Source organism: Proteus cibi (assembly GCF_003144405.1).
GTDB lineage: Bacteria > Pseudomonadota > Gammaproteobacteria > Enterobacterales > Enterobacteriaceae > Proteus > Proteus cibi.
The window spans coordinates 91,772-112,725 of record NZ_PENW01000026.1 but is presented as its reverse complement, the minus strand read 5'-3'; the positions used below and the strand labels follow the sequence as shown (position 1 = coordinate 112,725).

At 36.3% G+C, this 20,954-nt stretch carries 15 protein-coding genes and 9 tRNA genes; 18 read left to right on the top strand and 6 right to left on the bottom strand.

Annotation, left to right across the window (positions count from 1 at the left end; all coding sequences use genetic code 11):
• Positions 1 to 105: 105 nt before the first annotated feature.
• Positions 106 to 1,524 carry a glutamate--tRNA ligase gene (gene gltX, locus DK865_RS14255; RefSeq protein WP_023581659.1) on the bottom strand — a complete coding sequence of 473 codons (1,419 nt, stop codon included), beginning with the start codon at positions 1,522 to 1,524 and terminating at the stop codon, positions 106 to 108.
• Between the two features lie 321 nt (positions 1,525 to 1,845).
• Here gltX and DK865_RS14250 point away from each other — a divergent pair.
• From DK865_RS14250 to DK865_RS14210, 9 genes are all read left to right on the top strand, one after another.
• A tRNA-Val gene (locus DK865_RS14250) sits at positions 1,846 to 1,921 on the top strand.
• A gap of 37 nt (positions 1,922 to 1,958) precedes the next feature.
• Positions 1,959 to 2,034, top strand: a tRNA-Val gene (locus DK865_RS14245).
• A 43-nt stretch (positions 2,035 to 2,077) separates the two neighbouring features.
• Positions 2,078 to 2,153: transfer RNA gene (locus DK865_RS14240), tRNA-Val, on the top strand.
• 41 nt (positions 2,154 to 2,194) lie between these two features.
• A tRNA-Lys gene (locus DK865_RS14235) sits at positions 2,195 to 2,270 on the top strand.
• A gap of 38 nt (positions 2,271 to 2,308) precedes the next feature.
• Positions 2,309 to 2,384, top strand: a tRNA-Lys gene (locus DK865_RS14230).
• Between the two features lie 39 nt (positions 2,385 to 2,423).
• Positions 2,424 to 2,499 (top strand) — tRNA-Lys (locus DK865_RS14225).
• Between the two features lie 39 nt (positions 2,500 to 2,538).
• Positions 2,539 to 2,614: transfer RNA gene (locus DK865_RS14220), tRNA-Lys, on the top strand.
• 14 nt (positions 2,615 to 2,628) lie between these two features.
• Positions 2,629 to 2,704 (top strand) — tRNA-Val (locus tag DK865_RS14215).
• 2,220 nt (positions 2,705 to 4,924) lie between these two features.
• Positions 4,925 to 5,227, top strand: coding sequence for a helix-turn-helix domain-containing protein (locus DK865_RS14210; protein ID WP_023581661.1), 303 nt, complete (start codon positions 4,925 to 4,927; stop codon positions 5,225 to 5,227).
• A 779-nt stretch (positions 5,228 to 6,006) separates the two neighbouring features.
• Here DK865_RS14210 and phsC read toward each other — a convergent pair.
• From phsC to DK865_RS14190, 4 genes are all read right to left on the bottom strand, one after another.
• Positions 6,007 to 6,786, bottom strand: a complete 780-nt coding sequence (gene phsC, locus DK865_RS14205) for a thiosulfate reductase cytochrome B subunit (RefSeq protein ID WP_023581662.1) — start codon at positions 6,784 to 6,786, stop codon at positions 6,007 to 6,009.
• Entirely contained in the window at positions 6,783 to 7,361 is a 579-nt protein-coding gene (locus DK865_RS14200; RefSeq protein ID WP_023581663.1) for a 4Fe-4S dicluster domain-containing protein, read from the bottom strand. Before DK865_RS14200 ends, phsC begins: the two co-directional genes overlap by 4 nt.
• A 14-nt stretch (positions 7,362 to 7,375) precedes the next feature.
• Entirely contained in the window at positions 7,376 to 9,655 is a 2,280-nt protein-coding gene (phsA, locus tag DK865_RS14195; RefSeq protein ID WP_109392218.1) for a thiosulfate reductase PhsA, read from the bottom strand.
• Positions 9,656 to 10,528: 873 nt separating this feature from the next.
• Positions 10,529 to 11,332 carry a sulfite exporter TauE/SafE family protein gene (locus DK865_RS14190; RefSeq protein ID WP_023581665.1) on the bottom strand — a complete coding sequence of 268 codons (804 nt, stop codon included), beginning with the start codon at positions 11,330 to 11,332 and terminating at the stop codon, positions 10,529 to 10,531.
• A 104-nt stretch (positions 11,333 to 11,436) separates the two neighbouring features.
• On the opposite strand from DK865_RS14190, the gene DK865_RS14185 reads away from it, so the two are divergent.
• The 6 genes from DK865_RS14185 (at position 11,437) to mlaA (ending at position 14,989) form a co-directional block, all read left to right on the top strand.
• Entirely contained in the window at positions 11,437 to 12,213 is a 777-nt protein-coding gene (locus DK865_RS14185) for an AraC family transcriptional regulator (RefSeq protein ID WP_109392217.1), read from the top strand.
• A gap of 194 nt (positions 12,214 to 12,407) precedes the next feature.
• Positions 12,408 to 12,482, top strand: a tRNA-Arg gene (locus tag DK865_RS14180).
• Positions 12,483 to 12,592: 110 nt separating this feature from the next.
• Positions 12,593 to 13,168: a fused DSP-PTPase phosphatase/NAD kinase-like protein gene (locus DK865_RS14175; RefSeq protein ID WP_109392216.1), complete on the top strand. Its 576-nt coding sequence runs from the start codon at positions 12,593 to 12,595 to the stop codon at positions 13,166 to 13,168.
• Positions 13,169 to 13,259: 91 nt separating this feature from the next.
• A complete protein-coding gene (locus DK865_RS14170; RefSeq protein WP_109392215.1) occupies positions 13,260 to 13,508 on the top strand; it encodes a GDCCVxC domain-containing (seleno)protein in 249 nt (82 codons plus the stop codon).
• A 288-nt stretch (positions 13,509 to 13,796) separates the two neighbouring features.
• Entirely contained in the window at positions 13,797 to 14,021 is a 225-nt protein-coding gene (locus DK865_RS18750; protein WP_109392214.1) for a hypothetical protein, read from the top strand.
• A 227-nt stretch (positions 14,022 to 14,248) separates the two neighbouring features.
• A complete protein-coding gene (mlaA, locus tag DK865_RS14160) occupies positions 14,249 to 14,989 on the top strand; it encodes a phospholipid-binding lipoprotein MlaA (protein WP_075670556.1) in 741 nt (246 codons plus the stop codon).
• Positions 14,990 to 15,068: 79 nt separating this feature from the next.
• Here the strand turns inward: mlaA and fadL are convergent, their stop codons facing one another.
• The gene (fadL, locus tag DK865_RS14155) at positions 15,069 to 16,376 is read right to left on the bottom strand and encodes a long-chain fatty acid transporter FadL (RefSeq protein ID WP_023581674.1); all 1,308 of its coding nucleotides are present in this window, start codon (positions 16,374 to 16,376) and stop codon (positions 15,069 to 15,071) included.
• A gap of 345 nt (positions 16,377 to 16,721) precedes the next feature.
• On the opposite strand from fadL, the gene DK865_RS14150 reads away from it, so the two are divergent.
• The 3 genes from DK865_RS14150 to fadJ all read left to right on the top strand — a co-directional run bounded on the left by DK865_RS14150 (position 16,722) and on the right by fadJ (position 20,716).
• On the top strand, positions 16,722 to 17,018 hold the full coding sequence (locus DK865_RS14150) for a YfcZ/YiiS family protein (RefSeq protein ID WP_006533378.1): 297 nt from the start codon (positions 16,722 to 16,724) through the stop codon (positions 17,016 to 17,018).
• Positions 17,019 to 17,252: 234 nt separating this feature from the next.
• Positions 17,253 to 18,557, top strand: coding sequence for an acetyl-CoA C-acyltransferase FadI (fadI, locus tag DK865_RS14145; RefSeq protein ID WP_109392213.1), 1,305 nt, complete (start codon positions 17,253 to 17,255; stop codon positions 18,555 to 18,557).
• Entirely contained in the window at positions 18,557 to 20,716 is a 2,160-nt protein-coding gene (gene fadJ / locus DK865_RS14140) for a fatty acid oxidation complex subunit alpha FadJ (protein ID WP_109392212.1), read from the top strand. Before fadI ends, fadJ begins: the two co-directional genes overlap by 1 nt.
• Positions 20,717 to 20,954: the final 238 nt, after the last annotated feature.

The window sequence follows — 20,954 nt, the reverse complement described above, 5'->3', positions numbered from 1 at the left end:
GTTAATCTCACATTATTTATTGATTGCTGAAAAAGAGTACAAAAAAAAGATACATTCCCTACTTTAGGGATGTATCTTTCTTAATAAGCTAGATTAATGAGTAAATTAAGCTTGGTTTTCTCTTTCAGTAATAAAGTCTAATGCTTTATTAATACGTGCAACGCTACGTGTTTTACCAATAGCGTGAACGGTAACATCTAAGCCAGGAGATTGACCTGCACCTGTTACAGCAACACGTAACGGCATACCCACTTTACCCATACCCACTTCTAATTCATCAGCAGTATCTTGAATGGCTTGGTGAACATTTTCAGCCGTCCACTCTGTAATTGCTGATAACTTATCGCGAACAACTTCTAATGGTTGACGAGCAACTGGACGTAAATGTTTTTTCGCAGCCGCTTCTTCAAAGGTTTCAAAATCAACATAGAAGTAATGGCAGCTTTCAGCCATCTCTTTTAATGTTTTGCAACGTTCGCCTAATAATTTGATCAACTCAACTAATGATGGGCCATTGCTGGTATCAATATTTTGTTGTTTGATATGCCAATCTAAATGAACAGCGACTTTCTCTGCTGGCAGGGTATTGATGTAGTGATGGTTTAGCCATAGCAGTTTATCAGTATTAAACGCACTTGCTGATTTGCTGATAGCTTCTAAAGTGAAGTGTTCAACCATTTCATCAATCGTAAAGATCTCTTGGTCACCATGAGACCAGCCTAAACGGACTAAGTAGTTTAATAGTGCTTCTGGTAAATAGCCGTCATCGCGATATTGCATGACGCTGACTGCGTTATAACGTTTAGATAGTTTTTTACCATCATCACCTAAAATCATTGATACGTGAGCATATTCAGGAACCGGTGCACCTAATGCTTTGAGAATATTGATTTGGCGAGGTGTGTTATTGATATGATCTTCACCACGGATCACGTGAGTGATTTCCATATCCCAGTCATCAATAACAACACAGAAGTTATAAGTTGGAGAACCATCAGTACGACGAATAATCAGATCGTCAAGCTCTTGGTTACTAAATTCAATTGGACCGCGAATTTTGTCATCAAAAATAACAGAACCTTCTTGTGGGTTTAAGAAACGCACAACATGAGGCTCATCAGCGCTGTGATTATGATTACCACCACGGCAACAGCCATCATAACGAGGCTTTTCACCTTTCGCCATTTGATCTTCGCGTAGTTGCTCTAAACGTTCTTTAGAGCAATAGCAACGATATGCGGTACCCGCAGATAACATTTGATCAATCACTTGGTTATAGCGATCGAAGCGTTTAGTCTGATAATAAGGACCTTCATCCCAATTCAGATTTAACCAATTCATACCGTCCATGATTGCATCGATGGCTGGCTGTGTAGAACGTTCTAAGTCGGTGTCTTCTATACGCAGTACAAATTCGCCCTTATTGTGACGGCTATATAACCAGGAATAAAGTGCGGTACGCGCACCACCAACATGTAGATAGCCAGTAGGACTTGGTGCAAAACGGGTTTTTATTTTACTCATTGGGATTGCCTTTGTACGTCTTACTTATATATAGATAAGTAATCGTGATTATCAAAAAAACGAAATGGTTGCCTTATTTTATCACTGGATGCTAATTCCTCAATGGCATTAAGCTTTTAACAGAGATAAAATTTTCAAATTGATGATTTTTTGTTTGACGAAGAGTATCCGTAGGATTATTTTGGTTAATTGCTGTGTCACTTATGGTGCTAAAAAAAGCATCTTGACTAAAAATAAAACGAACGATCATTTTCACGATAAAAAACTGATAAAAATCGTTGACTCATAGCGCAGTATCCCTATAATGCACCCCATCACGACGGGCGGTTAGCTCAGTTGGTAGAGCATCTCCCTTACAAGGAGGAGGTCGTTGGTTCGAGCCCAATACCGCCCACCATTATTCGTTGTGATAAGTTGTATTATTTAGTGTAATTGGGCGGTTAGCTCAGTTGGTAGAGCATCTCCCTTACAAGGAGGAGGTCGTTGGTTCGAGCCCAATACCGCCCACCAATTACATTAAAGCGTGGTAGTGAGAATTTAGTCATTATGAAGTGGGCGGTTAGCTCAGTTGGTAGAGCACCTCCCTTACAAGGAGGAGGTCGTTGGTTCGAGCCCAATACCGCCCACCACTTCATCCGGTTATTTCCCGCGTTATCACACAGTTAGGTATGGGTCGTTAGCTCAGTCGGTAGAGCAGTTGACTTTTAATCAATTGGTCGGGCGTTCGAATCGCCCACGACCCACCATCCCTAAAAATACAATATAAAGTAGTGAACATTGTGACGGGTCGTTAGCTCAGTCGGTAGAGCAGTTGACTTTTAATCAATTGGTCGGGCGTTCGAATCGCCCACGACCCACCATTCACAACACTACTTACAGATTTACGCAAATTATTAAATGGGTCGTTAGCTCAGTCGGTAGAGCAGTTGACTTTTAATCAATTGGTCGGGCGTTCGAATCGCCCACGACCCACCATTCACAACACTACTTACAGATTTACGCAAATTATTAAATGGGTCGTTAGCTCAGTCGGTAGAGCAGTTGACTTTTAATCAATTGGTCGGGCGTTCGAATCGCCCACGACCCACCATTTAATAATAAAGCGGGCGGTTAGCTCAGTTGGTAGAGCATCTCCCTTACAAGGAGGAGGTCGTTGGTTCGAGCCCAATACCGCCCACCATTTCTTTATCTCTCCGTAGTACTCTCTTATTTATTTCCTTAGCACTTCTCTAAATTAATCAACAATAGTTTTTAACTTTTAATACTCGCGTTATTGCTGTCTAGTTACGTTATTCTGAGCATCAATTGTTTTATCTGTGTCTCTGTTGTTCTATCATCTTTCGCGTTGCTAATGACTTCTCTCATGACCGCATATCCTTACGCGTATGCTTTCCTAGCCCTTTTATCGACATCATCCTTTTATACCAACCAAAGCAATATTTAGAAGCTTATCTTGTTCCTTTCGAATTCTTAGTTTCTAAGGCTGTTTTAACTTGTTATTGCACTGTGTTTTTGTGAAAAGGGATCATCAGCCGTTTCTTTATTACAATTACACCTTTTTACATCTAGTCATATTTGTATCATTTGAAATGGCGTTACTTAAAATGAAAATTGTTTTTCTATTGTTAAGTTGAACATTTTGGATGAGGGCGTTCACTCAATAGAAAAGATGCATTTATTTTTTGAGTGGTGTTCAATATTTGAGCTGAAAATATAAAAAAAATTACGCTTATTGAAAAAGAAAGATCTACTCCTTTTGAGTGTAGATAGAGGTATTTCCTGTTTATTAATAAAATGAAATAACCTTAGATACACTGTTATAAATTACTCGAGCATATTTTATGAGCAATATTTCTCATAAAATGAGCAAGTTAAACCATTTTAAATCAACACTGAAAAAGAGGTATCACTCATTTTTTAAGAAAAAATTAATAAGAGTAAAAAGCAAAAACTGGGCTTTATAGTTAATCTTTCTTACTTTTTATAAACCATTGAATAAGTAGGTAAGAAAAAAAGATTAAATATAATGATGTTTTAACTTATTTGTTCTTCTTTTCTAACGATATGATATAGCAAGATTGTTTATTTAACTTTTTGATTTACAATGGGTTAAAACAAAAATTTGATATTTATCAATATTTTCATCATAATGATCTGGATTGTAAATGATATAAAGCAAAAAACACTTATTTCATCAGTAATTGATTTGCTCTGGAGTGGTTAATTTCATTTTTTATTAAAAATGGAGAAATTTGTGCATTTGGCAGGAATATAAATTATATAAAAATATTAATGTTTATTTTACCCTAAGAATAACTCTTATATGGAATAAGTATAATTACTTAGGATGTAAAAAGATTGATTTTTGTTTTTTTTAACAAAATTAGATCATACTAGAATCGATATTTAACAGCTTATTCCTTTTTAAATTTACCTTAAGAAGTGATGTTGACTCTGTTTTTGTAATGCATCGAATGCGCGTATTTGAGTGAAAAAGAAAGAATAGTATTTTGTGTTCATAAAAAGAACAATTTTTATGATACTAAACCTATTGTTCTAATAACTTACTGATAAAACAAAAAATATTTATGTTAATGTGTATTCTTTTTCTATTTCATAAAGAAGAACCTTAATCGAATTGAAAATTAAAATAAGTTATTCATTAATAAAAATTCAAAAAAAATGAGTAATTAAATCTATTATTTATTTATTCTAGAGTAATAAAGAATTGTGGTTCTTGAAATATATTTAGTTGAAAGAGTAAGGGTTTATGCTTATATAATTTAATTAACAAATGTTTAAAGTGTGATCTGTATCTATATTTCAATGCAATCAATATAACTTATTGATATAAAAGTATAATATTGGCTTGTTTGTAAATTAATCAGATTTCATTGATATTGCTTAAGGTATTTAATAAAAATAATAAAATCGTTACCTTTATGAGGTTAATTTATTATTTTAAATAAATTAGACTGATATAAGTTGATTTATTTTTGAACAATTCAAACAATCACACTTTAAATTAAGCTTGTACTAGATGATAATTCTAATTAATGAGTAAAGTTTAAGAAAAAAAAAGCGTGATTTTATAATTAAAATATTTTAACTCTTTGATAATAAAGGGTATATGCCATTATCCTAGGTGTTATTTACTAGTATGAGTAAATCACCATGCTTGTACTGTCTTTTTTTGACTGGTTGAAAGTGTTTAAATGCGTAGTATATTATTTACATATGATAAGTCATGTTATGAATTGTAATATTTCTTATCTACTAAAAATAATATTTTATTAAAACAAAAAGGTGCCCTCTATAATATATAGTTTTATATATTATTGCGCAGGAATACACCATTATAAATTAGATATCAATCAAAGTGAAAAGCGAGAACAATATTATGAGTAGCAAGTATCCAGTCGCTTATGCAGTTGGACAAAAAATTAAGTCATTAAGAAAATCTCAAGGTTATACTGTATTTCAGTTAGCAAAAGAGATTGATATTAGTGAACAACAGCTATTTCGTTATGAGCGTGGTGTAAACCGTATTGATATTGATTGCTTAGTTAGAGTGCTTGAAGTACTAGGCGTTAATATTGGTAGCTTCTTTGAAGAAGTAACTGGCGGAATGTCTCAAGAAACTGAGCGTAATGAACAACATATTCCAGCTCATTTCGATAGCAAGGCTCTTTCAATCTTCTAATAATATTATTAAATTAGAAAGTCACTCATTTTAGAATAACTAAATTGAGTAAGATAATTCTTATATATGAGCATTTCTCTTTAGTTAATTTATAATAAGAATTTTCTTAATAAATGAATGAAGCCTCTATATGAAATCAATGCCCTTATTAGGGCATTTTACGTTTATAGAGAATGAAAATTTTTAATTTCTACAAAAAAAATAATAATTTTATTGCAAATGAACTGAGACTTTCATGTTTGGAGAAATATATTCTCGTATTTATTTGTATGATAAAAAAACAGCTAATTAATACTTGTTTAGAATAAGCCACTCATAAAATTACCTCTTATATTAACCTCTACAGCTTTACCTCCCGATAACATTTTTGAAGCTATTAAACGTATAACTGATGCATTTGACACTAATAAATTAAAAAAAAGTGAATTTTAATATGATAAAGGCAAAATGTGTGCATTGATAAAAATACGTCATCAGATCAAAATTAAGTATTTAGCATTAAATAACTATCTATGGAAATAGTCGTTAATATCACATTAGAGTGGATTAGTGTTGCTTCTTCATCGTGAACCTGAAGAAGCAGTAACATTAGTCTTTGAGAGGTTTAAGAGTGTGTTCGAGTGGCTGTGAGTAAAGGCGTATTTTTTAGCGCTGTCATTTGTGCATTAGATAGCTTTCTCGTCACAAAAAGAGAATGAAATTTTGAAGTAAGATCAAAAAAATGCCCGCTTAAACGGGCATTTTAGGAAATGAAACATAACAGCAAGGATATTGAGAAATTAATGTTCTGTTTTTTCTGCTATAGAACCATGATCATCATGTTTCTGATGACGATGATGACCATCCACCATGCTACGGAATGTTTGGGTAAAAGTATCACCCAGTGTACATAAGTAGAAGTGTGCACAAATAAACATTAATGCTACGATCCCTAATACTAAGTGCGCTTTTAGCATCCAATAGCCTTCACCAAGTACTTCAGGATATAAACATAATAATCCAGTAACAAGTAACAGTGGTACTAAACCAAACATCACACCTAAGTAAGCGAGCTGTTGAAGTGGGTTAAATTTATCAGTTTCAGTTGCTGCGAAAGGATGTGGTTCACCTTTCATTATACCGTAAAGATAGAAGCGAGCTTGTTTGATACAACGACCAATTAACCCGTTAAATCTTACTTTGTAATGTACGCCGTTGCTGGTCGTTAAGTTGATAAGAATAAAACCAATCCAGAACGCGATAAGAACAAAACCACAAATCTTATGTAATAGCACCATTGAAGTGACATTACCGATAGAGAAATGCCCTAAAAATCCACTCAATAGTAATAGGATAAACAGTAAAGCATTACCCCAGTGCCAAAAACGAATCGCTTTAGAGTATAAATAAACTCGCTCTTCTTCATAATGACCCGTGTGTTTTGGTGCAAGGGCGTAGCGTAGTAAGCCATGAATAACTAATACAGCTATCATAGCAACGATTAATAAACCCGCTGCCATTAACCATACAGGCCAATAATCTGGCGTATAATGGAGTTCTGCTCCCCAGATACTAGTCATGCTTTATCTCCCTGATGGATTTCTTTACGACGGAATAAACTTGGTTTTCCGACATTATCTAATTGGTATTGATAAACAGACTTTTGTTTGATCCAAGCCTGAATTTCAGGTGAGTCGATACGACCAAAAGCAAGTGCATCTGTTGGACATACCGATACACAAGCAGGTAATTCACCTTCAGCTAATCGAGTATCAGAACAGAAGTTACATTTATCTGCGATATGCGTCATTGGGTTGATATAACGAACATGGTAAGGACAAGCACCGACACAATAATCACAGCCGATACACAGCTCTTTTTTCACCTGAACGATACCATTTTCATCAATAAAAGAGGCACCCGTAGGGCAAACTGAAACACAAGGTGCATCTTCACAATGTTGGCAAGAAACACGGAAAAATTGGTAATGTGGATTACCTGCTTCGTCGTCATGAGGACCTTGAATTTGGACTTGAAGTCGGCTAAATCCTTCAGGAATGTCATTGATGACTTTACACGCGACAGTACAAGCTTGGCAGCCAATACAACGTTTTTCATCATGTAACATGACAAATTGTTTATCATTATTGTTCATCGTTATTTTTTTCCTTAAGCCCGACTAATTCTGACACCTGATGTATGCACATCAGTACCTGATACAGGACTAATTTCATGAGGTAATAAGTTGCCACAGTGAACGCCTGTTGTAGTCGCTGCTGTTCTTGCACCTGCTTTTGCACCTGATCCCATATAAACAAATACAGTGTCAGGGCGTATGCCTTCAGTGATCAACGCATGTGCTTTTTCTTTACCTGTACTGTTTTCTAGAATGATTTCATCACCATGTTTAATTCCATGGTTTTTGGCTGTTTCTGGGTGAAGCCAAACAGGATTTTCCCACATTAATTCAGCTAATAATGGTACGTATTGTGTTGCACCATTAGTGTGAACGGCGACTTTACCTTGGATAAAATAAAGCTCGTCTTTTTCTTTTAATGGGAAGTTGTGGAAACGAGGAATGCCATAATTTTCTAAACGACTTTCTAGCTCTTCAGAATAGATTTCAATTAAGCCACTAGGTGATTTAAATGACAGTGATTTTTCCATCATATTATTGCCATCAACATGTTTGATAGCATCTGGGTATTGCTCAACGAAGGCTTTTACATAAGAAGGCTCACGTAAAAGTAATGGGATACCATAGGATAAGTAGCCTTTTTTATGGATTTCCTTATACAGTGTTTCATCACCATTGACTTGATATAGCTGACGAACCCCCATATTTTCCCATGGGAAATATTGCGCTAATCCCAGTTTCTTCCCTAATTCCATCCAAATTAACCAACTTGGTTTTGTATCACCAATTGGCTCAACGACTTGCTGACGGAGGGCATAAGCTGGATTGAGGCCCGAAACATCAGAAATCTCTTCATCGCGTTCTAAATAAGTTGTTTCAGGTAATAGATAATCTGCATAAGCAGCGCTTTCGCTTAAATACACATCGCAACTAACAATTAAATCTAATTTTTGTGCTGTTTTTTCTAAATCAGGACGACAACTCACGGTCTGGAATGGGTTATGGCGAGACATAATCCATGCTTTAGTTTGATAAGGTACACCGTTTAATGTTGAATCAATAATTGATTGAACGATACCGCCACCTTTATTGATATATTTAAACTGAGGTGCTGTTGCATCAATACGTTTTGCGGTAATTTCAGGCATTCCTTTAACGCTTGGTTTAGCCAATTCAGGGGCAACATTAATACCTGCGAGTTTATTATATTTTGATGCTGCTTTTTTCTGATACATACCGCCTTCACGTTCAAAATTACCCAGTAAGGCATTGAAGGTGAAGATCATTCTGCGCATATTAATTTCTTCTTTATTAAAGGTTGCGCGGTGACCAGGCATAATCAGTGCGTGAGGTGCTTTGGCTGCAATCTCACGAGCAATACGCACAATATCTTTAGCGGGAACATCAGAATGTGCTTGAGCCCATTCTGGCGTTGTATCCTGCAGAACGTCTTTTAATTGAGGAAAACCAACAGTAAATTTCTCAACGAAATCTTTATCGTAGAGATCTTCTTTAATTAAGATATGGCACATTGCCATGAGAACAGGTAAATCCCCGCCTGGGCGGATCGCGAACCACTCATCCGCTTTACTTGAAACAACAGATAAACGAGGATCAAAACTGACTAGTTTTGCACCGCGCTCTTGTGCTGTCATTAGTTCATGTGTTTCAGCGACTTCGATACCTTCATAAAGGTTATGACCAAAAGAGAGAATGTATTTCGAATTCCCTAAATCCATTGCAAGATCACCACCCATCATCACGGATGCAGCGATAGCTTTACCTGCTGGGCAAGTGGTTGCGTGTGTAAAAGTATTTGGAGAGCCAAATGCAGCCGCTAAATGGAAAAGGTGAGAAGATAGCGAACCAGATTTAGATGAAAAAGAGATACTTTCTGCACCATAATTTTGTTTTATGGCGTTCATCTTTTCTGCAATTTCTTTATAAGCTTGTTCCCAACTTATTACTTCCCATTCACCAGCGCCTCTTGGGCCTTTGCGTTTCATGGGTTTAACAATACGATTAGGATCATTGACAAGGCTTACGCCACTTCCACCTCTAGCACAAACTCGGCTACTTTGGTGTTCAGCATTTCTATTTCCTTGGATAAAAACGGTCTTGTTGTTAACAACCTGAGCTTCTATCGGACAACGATAAGAACACATTTCACACAGGCTAGGTGTTAATTTTGACTGACCCTTAAGAGAATCTACAGGATTAAAGGCAAGTGCACCCGGTGGCAAACTACTCACGGTACAACCAGCACATCCTATTCCCATCCCCTTAATGAAAGAACGACGACTAATACTCATATAACCTCCAGTTTCTTCTTATAGCTAAATATTATATACGGACGGTTAAATAAATATTTGAAGGCGTCTCCATTTTATTAATCCATAAGTGATGCGTTAGTTGTAAATAATAAATAATAGAGAATAAGAAGTTAATAAATGTCACTAAATAAATTAACTAAAATAGACAAAATTAAATGATAATTATTTTCTTCTATTGCGTACTATTATAAAATTTTGGAGAAAGAATAGGGGATTTTAAAGGATATGGAGATTACGAATTGTTCTTTTAAATTCACTAACTTATGGTATTAATCTATTTTATTAAAGTGTATTTGAAATGTATGATTAATAATAATTTAAATTTGACAAAAAAGCTCATCGATATATAATAATTTATATATCGAAACCTCATCATTTTGTAATTGATTTGTTATTTAAAAACCAGAATAAATAATAATTTTCATGCTATTTAAATCCCGTTTCTTCTTAAATTATCTTCTTATAAAAAATAGCTAACTTTATTATTTTGATGATAAATACAAATAAAATAGAAAAATAAACCAGGCTATACTTGTACAAAAAATGCGCTATTAAACGAGTCCAGATTAAGACTAAACACGAGACGATTTATAAATTATTATTCATTATGTTTAAATATTAATTAATGATACTAATCGTTATTGAACTGTGTCGAAATTGTCAAAAAGAGATGTTTTTTTGTTTTATGTGTCTTAATCGCATTAATGTTAAGTGAAAGCGCGTAGGAAAAAGAGGGGGGAAATGTTAAAAATGGCGATATTTTTTAAATACTAAAAATCACCATTTTTATAGGTAGCATTATTGCTTTTTCGTTTGTTGTTGTTTTTATGCCTTCTGTATAGACGAGAGGATTTAAAACAGCATGACAATTAAAACAACACTTAGTAATAGAGGATAAACTCTTGCATGCCACTTATCGGGAATTCGAGATAAAAAGCGTTCAGATATCTTCAATCCCACCCAAGTACTACAAATCAGAATAAGTGCCGCTTTTAGCCAAATATAACCAATGAAACCAGATTCACTATTTAAAGGTGATGTAAAAGAAAGGGCGACATAAGTGAATGTGGCTGTGAGTGCTAAAGGTAAGGTTAATGCATTTGCCATGGCTGCGGATTGTGCCATAGGTGTTCCTCTACGACGCAATAACGGCACAGTCATCACACTTCCACCCACGCCTAGGAAAGCGGCAATAATCCCAATTACTGTACCATTAAGGCTCTCTTTTACTCTGGTCACTTTTTTCGAGTTGTAACTAGGCGCCATAAAACCGGGGCGAAAATAGCAGTCTAAAATAGTGACAAAAAGATAACCAATAAAGATCCATTTGATCCACACACCTTCAACCATTAAGGCGAGAAGAGCGCCTAAGATCCCACCCAAAGCGATACCAATAAACAGAATGAACATGATATTCCAATCAAGCCTTTTTGCTTTATGGTGTTTAATGGTTGTGACTGTTGCAGAAAACAACATAATTAATGCAGAGGTCGCAACCGCGATTTGCATAGCATGCTCAGCAGGCAAACTGTCTATTCCCCAGAGTGTCAGAATAAGTGTATAGAGTAAGGGAACAGTGACAAAACCACCGCCAAAGCCAAATAACCAGGTTGTGATACCTGAAATTAAACCAAAAGAAATCAGCCAGAGTGTCATTTTAAATCTCCTGTTGAGTCAGGAGATTAACAATATAGAATAAAGTAATGGCTTACCCACGCAATAATGACAAGTTTATACGAATTTAGGACAATTTTAATATTATGCGTAATATCGATATCAACAGTGTGGATGATCTTCCTCGTGATATTTTGGCATTAGGCTCGGATTATCCTTATGACACATTACTTGATGCTCACCATCATCGACGAGCACAATTTTTATATGCTCCTAATGGAGTCATGAAAGTCAAAACAGAGGATGGTCAATGGATTGTCTTACCTTATAGTGGTGTGTGGATACCCGCAGAAAAAGTACATCAAGTACTCATGTTGGGGAGTAGTACTTATAGTCTTTATATTGAGCCTAATAAAATTCCTCGTTATTCAGAATATTGTGAGGTTTTACAAGTTTCCCCTCTGCTTCATCAGCTATTACTTTCAGCTAATGAACTTCCTTTACTTTATGATTTGGGTGGACGAGATAGCGCATTATTGACTTTGCTCTGTCATGAATTAGCTCAAGCCAAGCCATTGCCTTATTTTACACCATTACCACAACACGCTTTATTAGATGAATTGTGTACTGAATTTATGTCGCAACCTAATATTCGCACGACACCAGAAATGTGGGCTGAAAAATTAAATAAGAGCTTACGTACTTTTACTCGCCTTTTTCATAAAGAAACCGGTCTTTCTTTTCGAGATTGGCGTCAAAAAGCGTGTTTAATGTATGCGTTAACTGCTTTAAAGAAAGGTGATTCTGTCACTGAAATTGCCTTAGAACTAGGTTATGAAAATCCGAGTGCCTTTAGTGCGATGTTTAGTAAAGAGATGGGATATTCGCCGAAATTGTTTTTAAAACAATTGAAAGAGTTTTAATAAAACAGGCATCTATAAGCAAAAACATAATCATTGACGCTGATATGTATTGGGGGGGTTTAAGTTAAATTATGTTGTTTAAAAAAGAAACAAAAAAAATCCTTCCAATATCAGTGCGTTAAAACTTGATTAATAGAGAGTGAGGGGGGTAAAATAAAGCCCGTCCATAAGTTGCACTTGATTTTCCTACGTACGTTCCCTTAGTTAAATGGATATAACAAGCCCCTCCTAAGGGCTAGTTACAGGTTCGATCCCTGTAGGGAACGCCATCTATTCCCCATTCTGTAAATTTAGATATTATTCCTAGAGCAGTATCTATCTGTTCAGGCTATGATTTTACTTCTTTGTTCAACTACTAATAATAAAGTTAGGTTTTTATATGGATATAAAATCAATAAATGATGCTCGATATTTGAAGTTTTTATTTATCGCTTATTTTTTTCTATTAGTGGGATGTAACTCTAGACCCACTGATATTCTCGTCCCGCCAGAAAATTTTTATCAAGTTTCAGAAAAAGTTTATCGTTCAGGACAGCCGACACCGGGTGAAATGAAATGGTTAGAAGCCCAAGGTATCAAAACAATTATTAACTTACGCGAATATCATAGTGATAGTGATGATGTAAATGGCACACAATTAGAAACTTTCCACGTAAAAATGAACGCAGGTAGAATTACTGATAAAGACGTTATTGAAGTATTACGTAAAATTAATAACACGTCTGATCCTGTGTTAGTACATTGTTGGCATGGTAGTGATCGAACAGGAACTGTTATAGCAATGTATCGGATCATATTTGAAAATTGGACAAAAGAGCAGGCAATTGCTGAATTAAGAAAAAAAGAGTATGGCTATCACGAACTTTTTTTTCCTAATATTGTTCAATATCTAGAAGATGTTGATATTTCTGCAATAAAACAACAAGTCTTCAATCGGCAACTGACAGATAAATAGACAATATATTGATTTTATACGCTATTGAAAAAATGCAAATAGCGTATTCTAAATAACAAAGATGATGTTTATAAATTTATGTGGAAATAAAATGTTAAACAGCCAAATCAACCTGAAATCAGAAATTACTTGCCCGCATTGCCATACGAAAAAAATAGAAATAATGCCAACAGATGCTTGCCAATGGTTTTATGAATGTACGCATTGTTATGCTTTATTAAAACCCCTTGAAGGAGACTGCTGTGTATTTTGTTCTTATGGAACAGTCCCTTGCCCTCCTGTTCAAGAGGCTAAATTATCTGGAAAAACATCATGTTGTTGTCAATGTGAGAGTAAATAACTTTTTATCTATAGCAGTGAAATAAAATCGCTTTATATTCAAAAGTAAATTAAATATTAGTTAATTTATCGCTTTGATTTTAAAAAATATGCTCTTGTTTAAAAATAAATTATCGCTAAATTTTGTTTAGTCTATTTATAAGGTTTATTTTTATGTCATATTTTACAACCATCCCAGAAATTATTATTACCATCACTTAGTGGTGGGGATTGGTTGTATTAAGAACCCGCCAGATAAGCGAGTTTTTTATTTTTAACTCCTTATCTGGCACAAAGATAAGGACAAAAAATGTTTAAAATGTTTTCTCCACAAGCAGTTGAACAACAGACCCAATTACTCACTTTTGATATCTGTTTGCATTTTTTCTGTGGGAAAATTTGCTCTGGTAAATCAACGTTAGCCAAATCATTTTCTAAATTCCCAAGAACGGTATTAATCCGTTTAGAACCACAGATGCAGAGTTTGATATTATTACACAGCATTTTTCGTACCCTGATCCAGAAGAGCGATTAGTGATAAAAGATTATAATTAAATAACATCGTGTATTTTTATATTAGCCCATAATATTGGGCCAATATTTAAAATCAGCTCAATAAGATAATCACAAAACCCGAATTATCTTATAAGATCAAAACCTAATAAAAGTACCACTTATCATGCATTGACAGTATTATGTGTAGAGTTTATGAATATGCGAACTATGATGCTGCTCATCATAAGATAATTAGCGGAGAACATTATGAAGTATCGCCTGTGCGGTGTTGCTCTTTCAGTCGCCTTACTTTCAGGATGTGCAAGTACCCCTAATAATGGGGAGGGGCGCTCTGACCCATTGGAAGGGTTTAACCGCCAGATGTTTGATTTTAACTACTATGTTTTAGATCCCTATATCTTACGTCCAGTTGCCGTTGTTTGGCGTGATTATGTGCCACCACCAGCAAGAAATGGCTTATCTAACTTTTTAGGTAATTTAGAAGAGCCTGCAAGTATGGTGAACAGCGTATTACGTGGTGACTTTGAAAAAGGTGCAAAACATTTTGGTCGTTTCTGGATCAACACCGTCTTTGGCATGGGGGGATTAATCGATGTCGCTGGTATGTCTAAAGAAACAATGGAAAAAGAAGTACCAATGCGATTTGGTAGCACGTTAGGTCATTATGGCATGGATTATGGTCCCTATGTGGTTGTCCCTGGCTATGGTAGCTTTACTGTTCGTGAAGAGGGGGGTGATTGGGCTGATTTAACCTATCCAATGTTGAGCTATCTAACGTTTTGGATGTCAGCAGGTAAATGGGCATTAGAAGGCATTGAAACACGGGCACAATTGCTCGACTCTGATGCGATTTTGCAAAACTCTTCTGATCCTTACTTAATGATGCGTGAAGCTTATTTCCAGCGTAACGATTTCCAAGCAGATGGCACTGTAAAAGAAAATCCTAATGCGAAAGCCATTGAAGATGACTTAGATTCGATTGATTAGTGAATTACCTTTTTAGCTTGATGAATAAAATAAAAATGGTCTTAAAAAAGACCATTTTTATATGAAAATGCTATAAAAATTAGAAACGGTAGTTAAAGTTCATACCGTATAACCATGCTTTACCTGATGATTCAAACTCATACGTAGGTGAAAGTGGTGATTCTGCCAATTTTTCTTTAATTGTGACTTTTTTACCGTGCATATACGCTAAGCCAACATCAACAGACATATCTTTATTAAATGCATAAGTTGCCCCTGCACTTAACCAGAAACGATCTTGGTCAGGGATTGAGATAGAACGCTTATCCGCAGGAACTGGGCTATCATCGAAAGCAATACCAGTACGGAATGTCCAGTTATCATCGTGATAATAGGTCGTACCTAAAGCCACACGCCATGCATCACGGAAGCCTTCTTCTTTCTTGAAGAGTTGCTGTCCATCACTTTTACGAGTGGCTCTTAACTCTTCAAAGGCACTCCAACTTGTATAAGCGAAGTTATAGTGAACAGCCCATTTAGGTGCAACACGGTGATAAGCAGCAAATTCCCAAATTTCAGGTAAATTTAAATCCAGTTTGCCAGGGATTGTTTGACCATTAGTACCAATAATCCCCAGATTATCAAGTATTGGTGATGGAGGCAGATCATTTTGATATTCACCATCTTTAAATTTCACTTTGATTTTAGAACGATAAGTGAAACTAACACGGTTACCTTCATCAAATTCATATAATAAACCTGCGTTCCAGCCAAAGCCCCATGCATCACCTTTAAGTTGGGCTACGCGTGCTGAAGGTGATACTGGAAGACCAATCATTCCTGGTAATTCACCAGCATGACGTGTGATTTCAGCATCAGCGTAAAGAGCATTTAACCCTAAACCTACGCTAAATTGATTATTCACACGGTAACCTGCACTTAAGTTTAAGTTCATGGTTTTTAAATCAGTTTTACCGCCAATAATACCTGCGGCATAATCCTTTTTAAAATCAGTGGCTAAACCAAAGTTTGTTGTACCTGATGCACCAATAGCCCATTTATCATTAATCGGAGCAACAAAGTGGATATTAGGGACTAATGCACTGGGTGCAATATCACCCGCGTTAGTGCTTGCACCAGTAAGCGGTGATTTGCCTTTAATATCAACGCTTGGGTTAATATGGATAGCACCAACAGAGAATTCAGGACGATCAAACATGGTAAGCGCAGCGGGGTTGCGGCTACCTACGCTTGCATCATCGGCAATAACACCTTCCCCTGAAAATGCACGCCCTAGTGCTGAAGTAGAATATTCATTTAACTGAAAACCGGCAGCGCCTGCTTGAGAGGAAATTGCTCCTACAATGGCAGCGAGTGCTGTGCGAGTAAACAGGTTTTTACGGTTCATGACCTAAACCCTCATCATTTTTTTAAGTTAGTAACTTCTGATTAGAAGCGCTGGATTTTAGGTGCGGTTGTCGTTATGACAAATCAGACCAGTTGATTAAGTATAAAGTTGATCACCCTAAATGTTGCAAGTATGTTTTATAAATATTGCTATTTAGATTCAATAATTGGGATTTGGTTAACATATTTTTCACAAAATATCCCAATAAAGATATTTTTGATTGTTAAATAAACAGAATAATCAATTATTTTTGTAAAATTGTAATAAAATTTGAGCTAAAGCAGTTTATTTTATTTTTTTGTGATTATGATAGATAATTAACATTTCTTTCGTTGGGAGACTAAAATGGCAGACGCAATTAATCGTTGTAGTGCAGAAGAAACCGCTGCTTGCTGTTGTGTAGATGTGGGTACTATTATTGATAATAAGAATTGCACAGCGTCTTATCAGCATGTCTTCGCTGATAAAGTACAAGCGCAAGCAATGTTAGATCAACTCAGTGCGAAAGCACAATCTATCGCTTCAGAGCCTTGCAAAATTAATCAACAATTTGCGGATGTTGATGGTGGTGTTCAACTAACCGCGGATTTTACATTCTCTTGTGAAGCAGAAAACCTAATTTTCCAGCTAGGATTACGTTAATCCTCTGAAATAAATAGATTTAAGGCTGTTGAAATTCAACAGCCTTTTTTATCTCTCTCGATCATTCCATCACCTTTTCTATCATTATTGTTAAGTTTCAGACATTCCATCGAAATATTGAGCGCTAACTCCCACTTCTCGTAAAATGACGTTTCTGAAAAGTGAAATTTTTGTTAACACTATTATCAGGTCAGACCTCTTTGGTGTCAGGAAATCATTTTGTCAGGAGCCGTTATGAAGTCATCAACGAACAGTGCTATGAAAGATCGCATCGCTATTGTTAGCGGGCTACGCTTACCTTTTGCTAAACAAGCGACTGCGTATCGAGGAATACCTGCGGTTGAATTAGGGCGTTCAGTGGTGCAAGAATTAGTGACTCGCAATGAAATTCCCCCCGAAATTATTGATCAACTTGTTTTTGGGCAAGTGGTTCAAATGCCAGAAGCACCAAATATTGCCAGAGAAATTGTGCTTGGGGCAGGATTAAGTGTTAAAACGGATGCTTATAGTGTTACAAGAGCATGTGCAACAAGCTTTCAGGCGATTGCTAATGTTGCTGAAAGTATGATGGCTGGACACGTCTCTGTCGGTATTGCTGGTGGTGCTGATTCGTCTTCAGTTTTGCCTATCGGTGTTAGTAAAAAATTAGCTGACGTTTTATTAAGCCTGAATAAAGCAAAATCATTAGGTCAACGATTAAGTTATTTAAGCCAATTACGATTTCGAGATCTCCTTCCTGTGGCTCCTGCTGTTGCTGAATATTCAACGGGGTTACGTATGGGAGATACGGCGGAACAAATGGCAAAGACTTACCATATTTCAAGAGTAGCTCAAGATGAATTAGCGCATCGCTCTCATCAATTGGCAACGAAAGCATGGGATATGGGTAAATTAGATGATGAAGTCATGACTGCATTTTTTCCGCCTTACAAAGAAGGCTTTCATCAAGATAACAATATTCGTAAAAACTCTGTTCTTGATTCTTATGCCAAACTCAAACCTGCTTTTGATCGTCGCCATGGTAGTGTCACTGCGGCAAACAGTACACCATTAACCGATGGTGCAGCCGCTGTATTAATGATGAAAGAATCCGTTGCTAAAAGCCTTGGTTATCAACCGCTAGGCTATTTGCGTAGTTATGCTTTTACAGCGACAGATGTCTGGAAAGATATGCTATTGGGGCCATCATACGCCACACCATTAGCGCTTTCTCGTGCAGGTCTTGCATTGAGTGATCTAACGTTAATTGATATGCATGAAGCTTTTGCAGCACAAACACTCAGTAATTTGACATTGTTTGCCAGTGAACGGTTTGCTAAAGAGCAACTAGGATTATCCAAGGCAATTGGAGAAGTGGATATGGATAAATTTAATGTGCTAGGTGGCTCTATTGCTTATGGACATCCATTTGCTGCAACTGGCGCAAGAATGGTCACACAGACACTCCATGAGCTTAAACGTCGAGGTGGAGGATTCGGATTAACTACGGCTTGTGCTGCGGGTGGATTGGGCGCTGCGATGATTTTGGAGGTGGAATAATGGAACAACAACACACAACACTAGAAAAATCATCTGTTTTTCAGTTTTCAGTTCGCAATGACAAAGTGGGTGTTATCACTATTGATGTTATTGGTGAGAAAGTAAATACGCTGAAAGCAGAGTTTGTGCAGCAATTTCAAGACGTTTTAAGGCAAGCTCAGCAACACTCAGGAGTAAAAGGATTAATTATCACCTCAGGTAAAACAGACAGTTTTATTGCAGGTGCGGATATCTCCATGATTGCAGGTTGTAAAACCAAAGAAGAAGCGAGTGCACTCGCAAAAGCAGGGCAAGATCTTTTTACTCAACTTGAAAATTATCCATTGCCGGTTGTAGCTGCTATCAATGGTGCATGCCTTGGCGGAGGGCTTGAATTGGCATTAGCCTGTCATGGACGAATTTGTTCTGATAATAGCAAAACGCGTTTAGGGCTTCCTGAAGTGCAACTTGGATTACTGCCAGGATCTGGCGGAACTCAACGTTTACCTCGTCTTATTGGTGTGACATCTGCGTTAGATATGATCTTAACGGGTAGACAAGTTAATGCGAAACGAGCCTTAAAATTAGGTCTTGTAAATGATGTTGTCTCACAAGATATTCTATTGGAAGTTGCTGCTAAATGGATCTTATCGGGTAAAAAAGAGCAGAGAAAGCATTCGATGATGGATCGTTTTTGGGCAAACACAACTTTAGGTAGAAATATACTGTTTGGGCAAGCTAAAAAACGCACATTAGCTAAAACAAAAGGTCACTATCCAGCAGCAGATCGTATTCTTCATGTTATAGAACGTGGTCTTGAAAAAGATATTCAAACGGGGTTTAAAGAAGAGGCAAATGCGTTTGGTGAACTCGCTATGACACCCGTTTCATCTGCATTAAGGCATCTCTTTTTTGCTTCTACGGCACTTAAAAATGAAACAGGATCATCCGAAAAGCCAGATAATTTGCACCATATTGGTATTTTAGGTGGTGGGTTAATGGGAGGCGGTATTGCCTTTGTCACTGCGACAAAAGGTCATTTACCTGCAAGAATTAAAGATATCAGCGATAAGGGAATTGCTCAGGCACTGAATTATAGTTGGAAAGCGCTTTCAGCCAAGGTGAGTAAGAAAAGATTATCCGTACGTGAACGTCAGCGCCAAATGGGACTACTTTCTGGCTCCTTAGATTACAGCGGTTTTCATCAATCAAATATTATTGTTGAAGCGGTTTTTGAAGATTTGGCTTTAAAACAGAAGATGGTCGCAGATATTGAAGACGTGGGTAAAGGCAAAATTATTTTTGCTTCAAATACCTCTTCACTTCCTATTCATAAAATTGCAGAAACAGCAAAATACCCAGAAAAAGTGATCGGACTTCACTATTTTAGTCCAGTAGAAAAAATGCCTTTGGTTGAAGTTATTCCACATGAAAATACGGATGAAAAAACGATTGCTACAACGGTCGCTTTTGCTAAAAAACAGGGCAAAGTTGCAATAGTTGTTGGAGATAAACCGGGATTTTATGTTAACCGTATTCTTGCTCCTTATATCAGTGAAGCATTGACATGCCTAGTACAAGGAGAGCCTATTGAGAATATTGATAAAGCACTTGTACAGTTTGGTTTCCCCGTAGGACCTATTCAGTTATTGGATGAAGTAGGTATTGATATCGGTACAAAAATAACGCCGATATTAGTGAATGCATTTGGTGAAAGATTTGCCTCTCCTCCTGCTGTTGATGCCATTATTTCTGATGACAGAAAAGGGCGTAAAAATGGACGCGGTTTTTATCTTTATGCAAAACATGTATTACCTTTCTCATTAGGTAAAAATAAAAAACAGCCTGATCCGGCTATATACCGACTATTACAAATTAAGCCTAAAAACCAGCTGTCTTCCTCTGAAATTACGGAACGCTGTTTATTATTAATGTTAAATGAAGCAGTCCGTTGTTTAGATGAAAATATTATAAAGCAACCGCGAGATGGTGATATTGGTGCTGTATTTGGTATCGGCTTCCCTCCTTTTTTTGGTGGTCCATTTCGTTATATGGACAGTATGGGAACAACAAAGGTGGCAGAAAAACTTAACCAACTTGCCGATAAATATGGGGATAAATATCGTCCTTGTGAGCGTTTAGTTGAAATGGCTAAACGAAATGAACGTTTTTATGACTGATATCATCGCTTTACCATTGCTTTTCCCTTTTGTGACATTTGTTTTGATTGAGGCGCTTAGGCGCCTTTTTTCTTGTACTTCTTGCGTCAGATTAATAATTGGTGAATTTTTAATGGAAAAAGGGGTCGAAAGTGTTAATGATAGCCAGATATGGCAAAAATAGTTATTTGAAAATAAATTTAAAAACAAAGCTTTTTAAAATAAAATTCTAAAAATGATGTTAATTTGTAAACCAACA

What these genes read in the sequence shown, in the direction of transcription:
- DK865_RS14150 (WP_006533378.1), top strand. Translation starts at nt 16,722, where the DNA reads ATGGCAGACGCAATTAATCGTTGTAGTGCAGAAGAAACCGCTGCTTGC.
- DK865_RS14200 (WP_023581663.1), bottom strand. Translation starts at nt 7,361, where the DNA reads ATGAACAATAATGATAAACAATTTGTCATGTTACATGATGAAAAACGT.
- DK865_RS14170 (WP_109392215.1), top strand. Translation starts at nt 13,260, where the DNA reads ATGTTAAACAGCCAAATCAACCTGAAATCAGAAATTACTTGCCCGCAT.
- mlaA (WP_075670556.1), top strand. Translation starts at nt 14,249, where the DNA reads ATGAAGTATCGCCTGTGCGGTGTTGCTCTTTCAGTCGCCTTACTTTCA.
- fadL (WP_023581674.1), bottom strand. Translation starts at nt 16,376, where the DNA reads ATGAACCGTAAAAACCTGTTTACTCGCACAGCACTCGCTGCCATTGTA.
- DK865_RS14190 (WP_023581665.1), bottom strand. Translation starts at nt 11,332, where the DNA reads ATGACACTCTGGCTGATTTCTTTTGGTTTAATTTCAGGTATCACAACC.
- fadJ (WP_109392212.1), top strand. Translation starts at nt 18,557, where the DNA reads ATGGAACAACAACACACAACACTAGAAAAATCATCTGTTTTTCAGTTT.
- DK865_RS14175 (WP_109392216.1), top strand. Translation starts at nt 12,593, where the DNA reads ATGGATATAAAATCAATAAATGATGCTCGATATTTGAAGTTTTTATTT.
- fadI (WP_109392213.1), top strand. Translation starts at nt 17,253, where the DNA reads ATGAAGTCATCAACGAACAGTGCTATGAAAGATCGCATCGCTATTGTT.
- gltX (WP_023581659.1), bottom strand. Translation starts at nt 1,524, where the DNA reads ATGAGTAAAATAAAAACCCGTTTTGCACCAAGTCCTACTGGCTATCTA.
- DK865_RS14210 (WP_023581661.1), top strand. Translation starts at nt 4,925, where the DNA reads ATGAGTAGCAAGTATCCAGTCGCTTATGCAGTTGGACAAAAAATTAAG.
- phsC (WP_023581662.1), bottom strand. Translation starts at nt 6,786, where the DNA reads ATGACTAGTATCTGGGGAGCAGAACTCCATTATACGCCAGATTATTGG.
- DK865_RS14185 (WP_109392217.1), top strand. Translation starts at nt 11,437, where the DNA reads ATGCGTAATATCGATATCAACAGTGTGGATGATCTTCCTCGTGATATT.
- DK865_RS18750 (WP_109392214.1), top strand. Translation starts at nt 13,797, where the DNA reads ATGTTTAAAATGTTTTCTCCACAAGCAGTTGAACAACAGACCCAATTA.
- phsA (WP_109392218.1), bottom strand. Translation starts at nt 9,655, where the DNA reads ATGAGTATTAGTCGTCGTTCTTTCATTAAGGGGATGGGAATAGGATGT.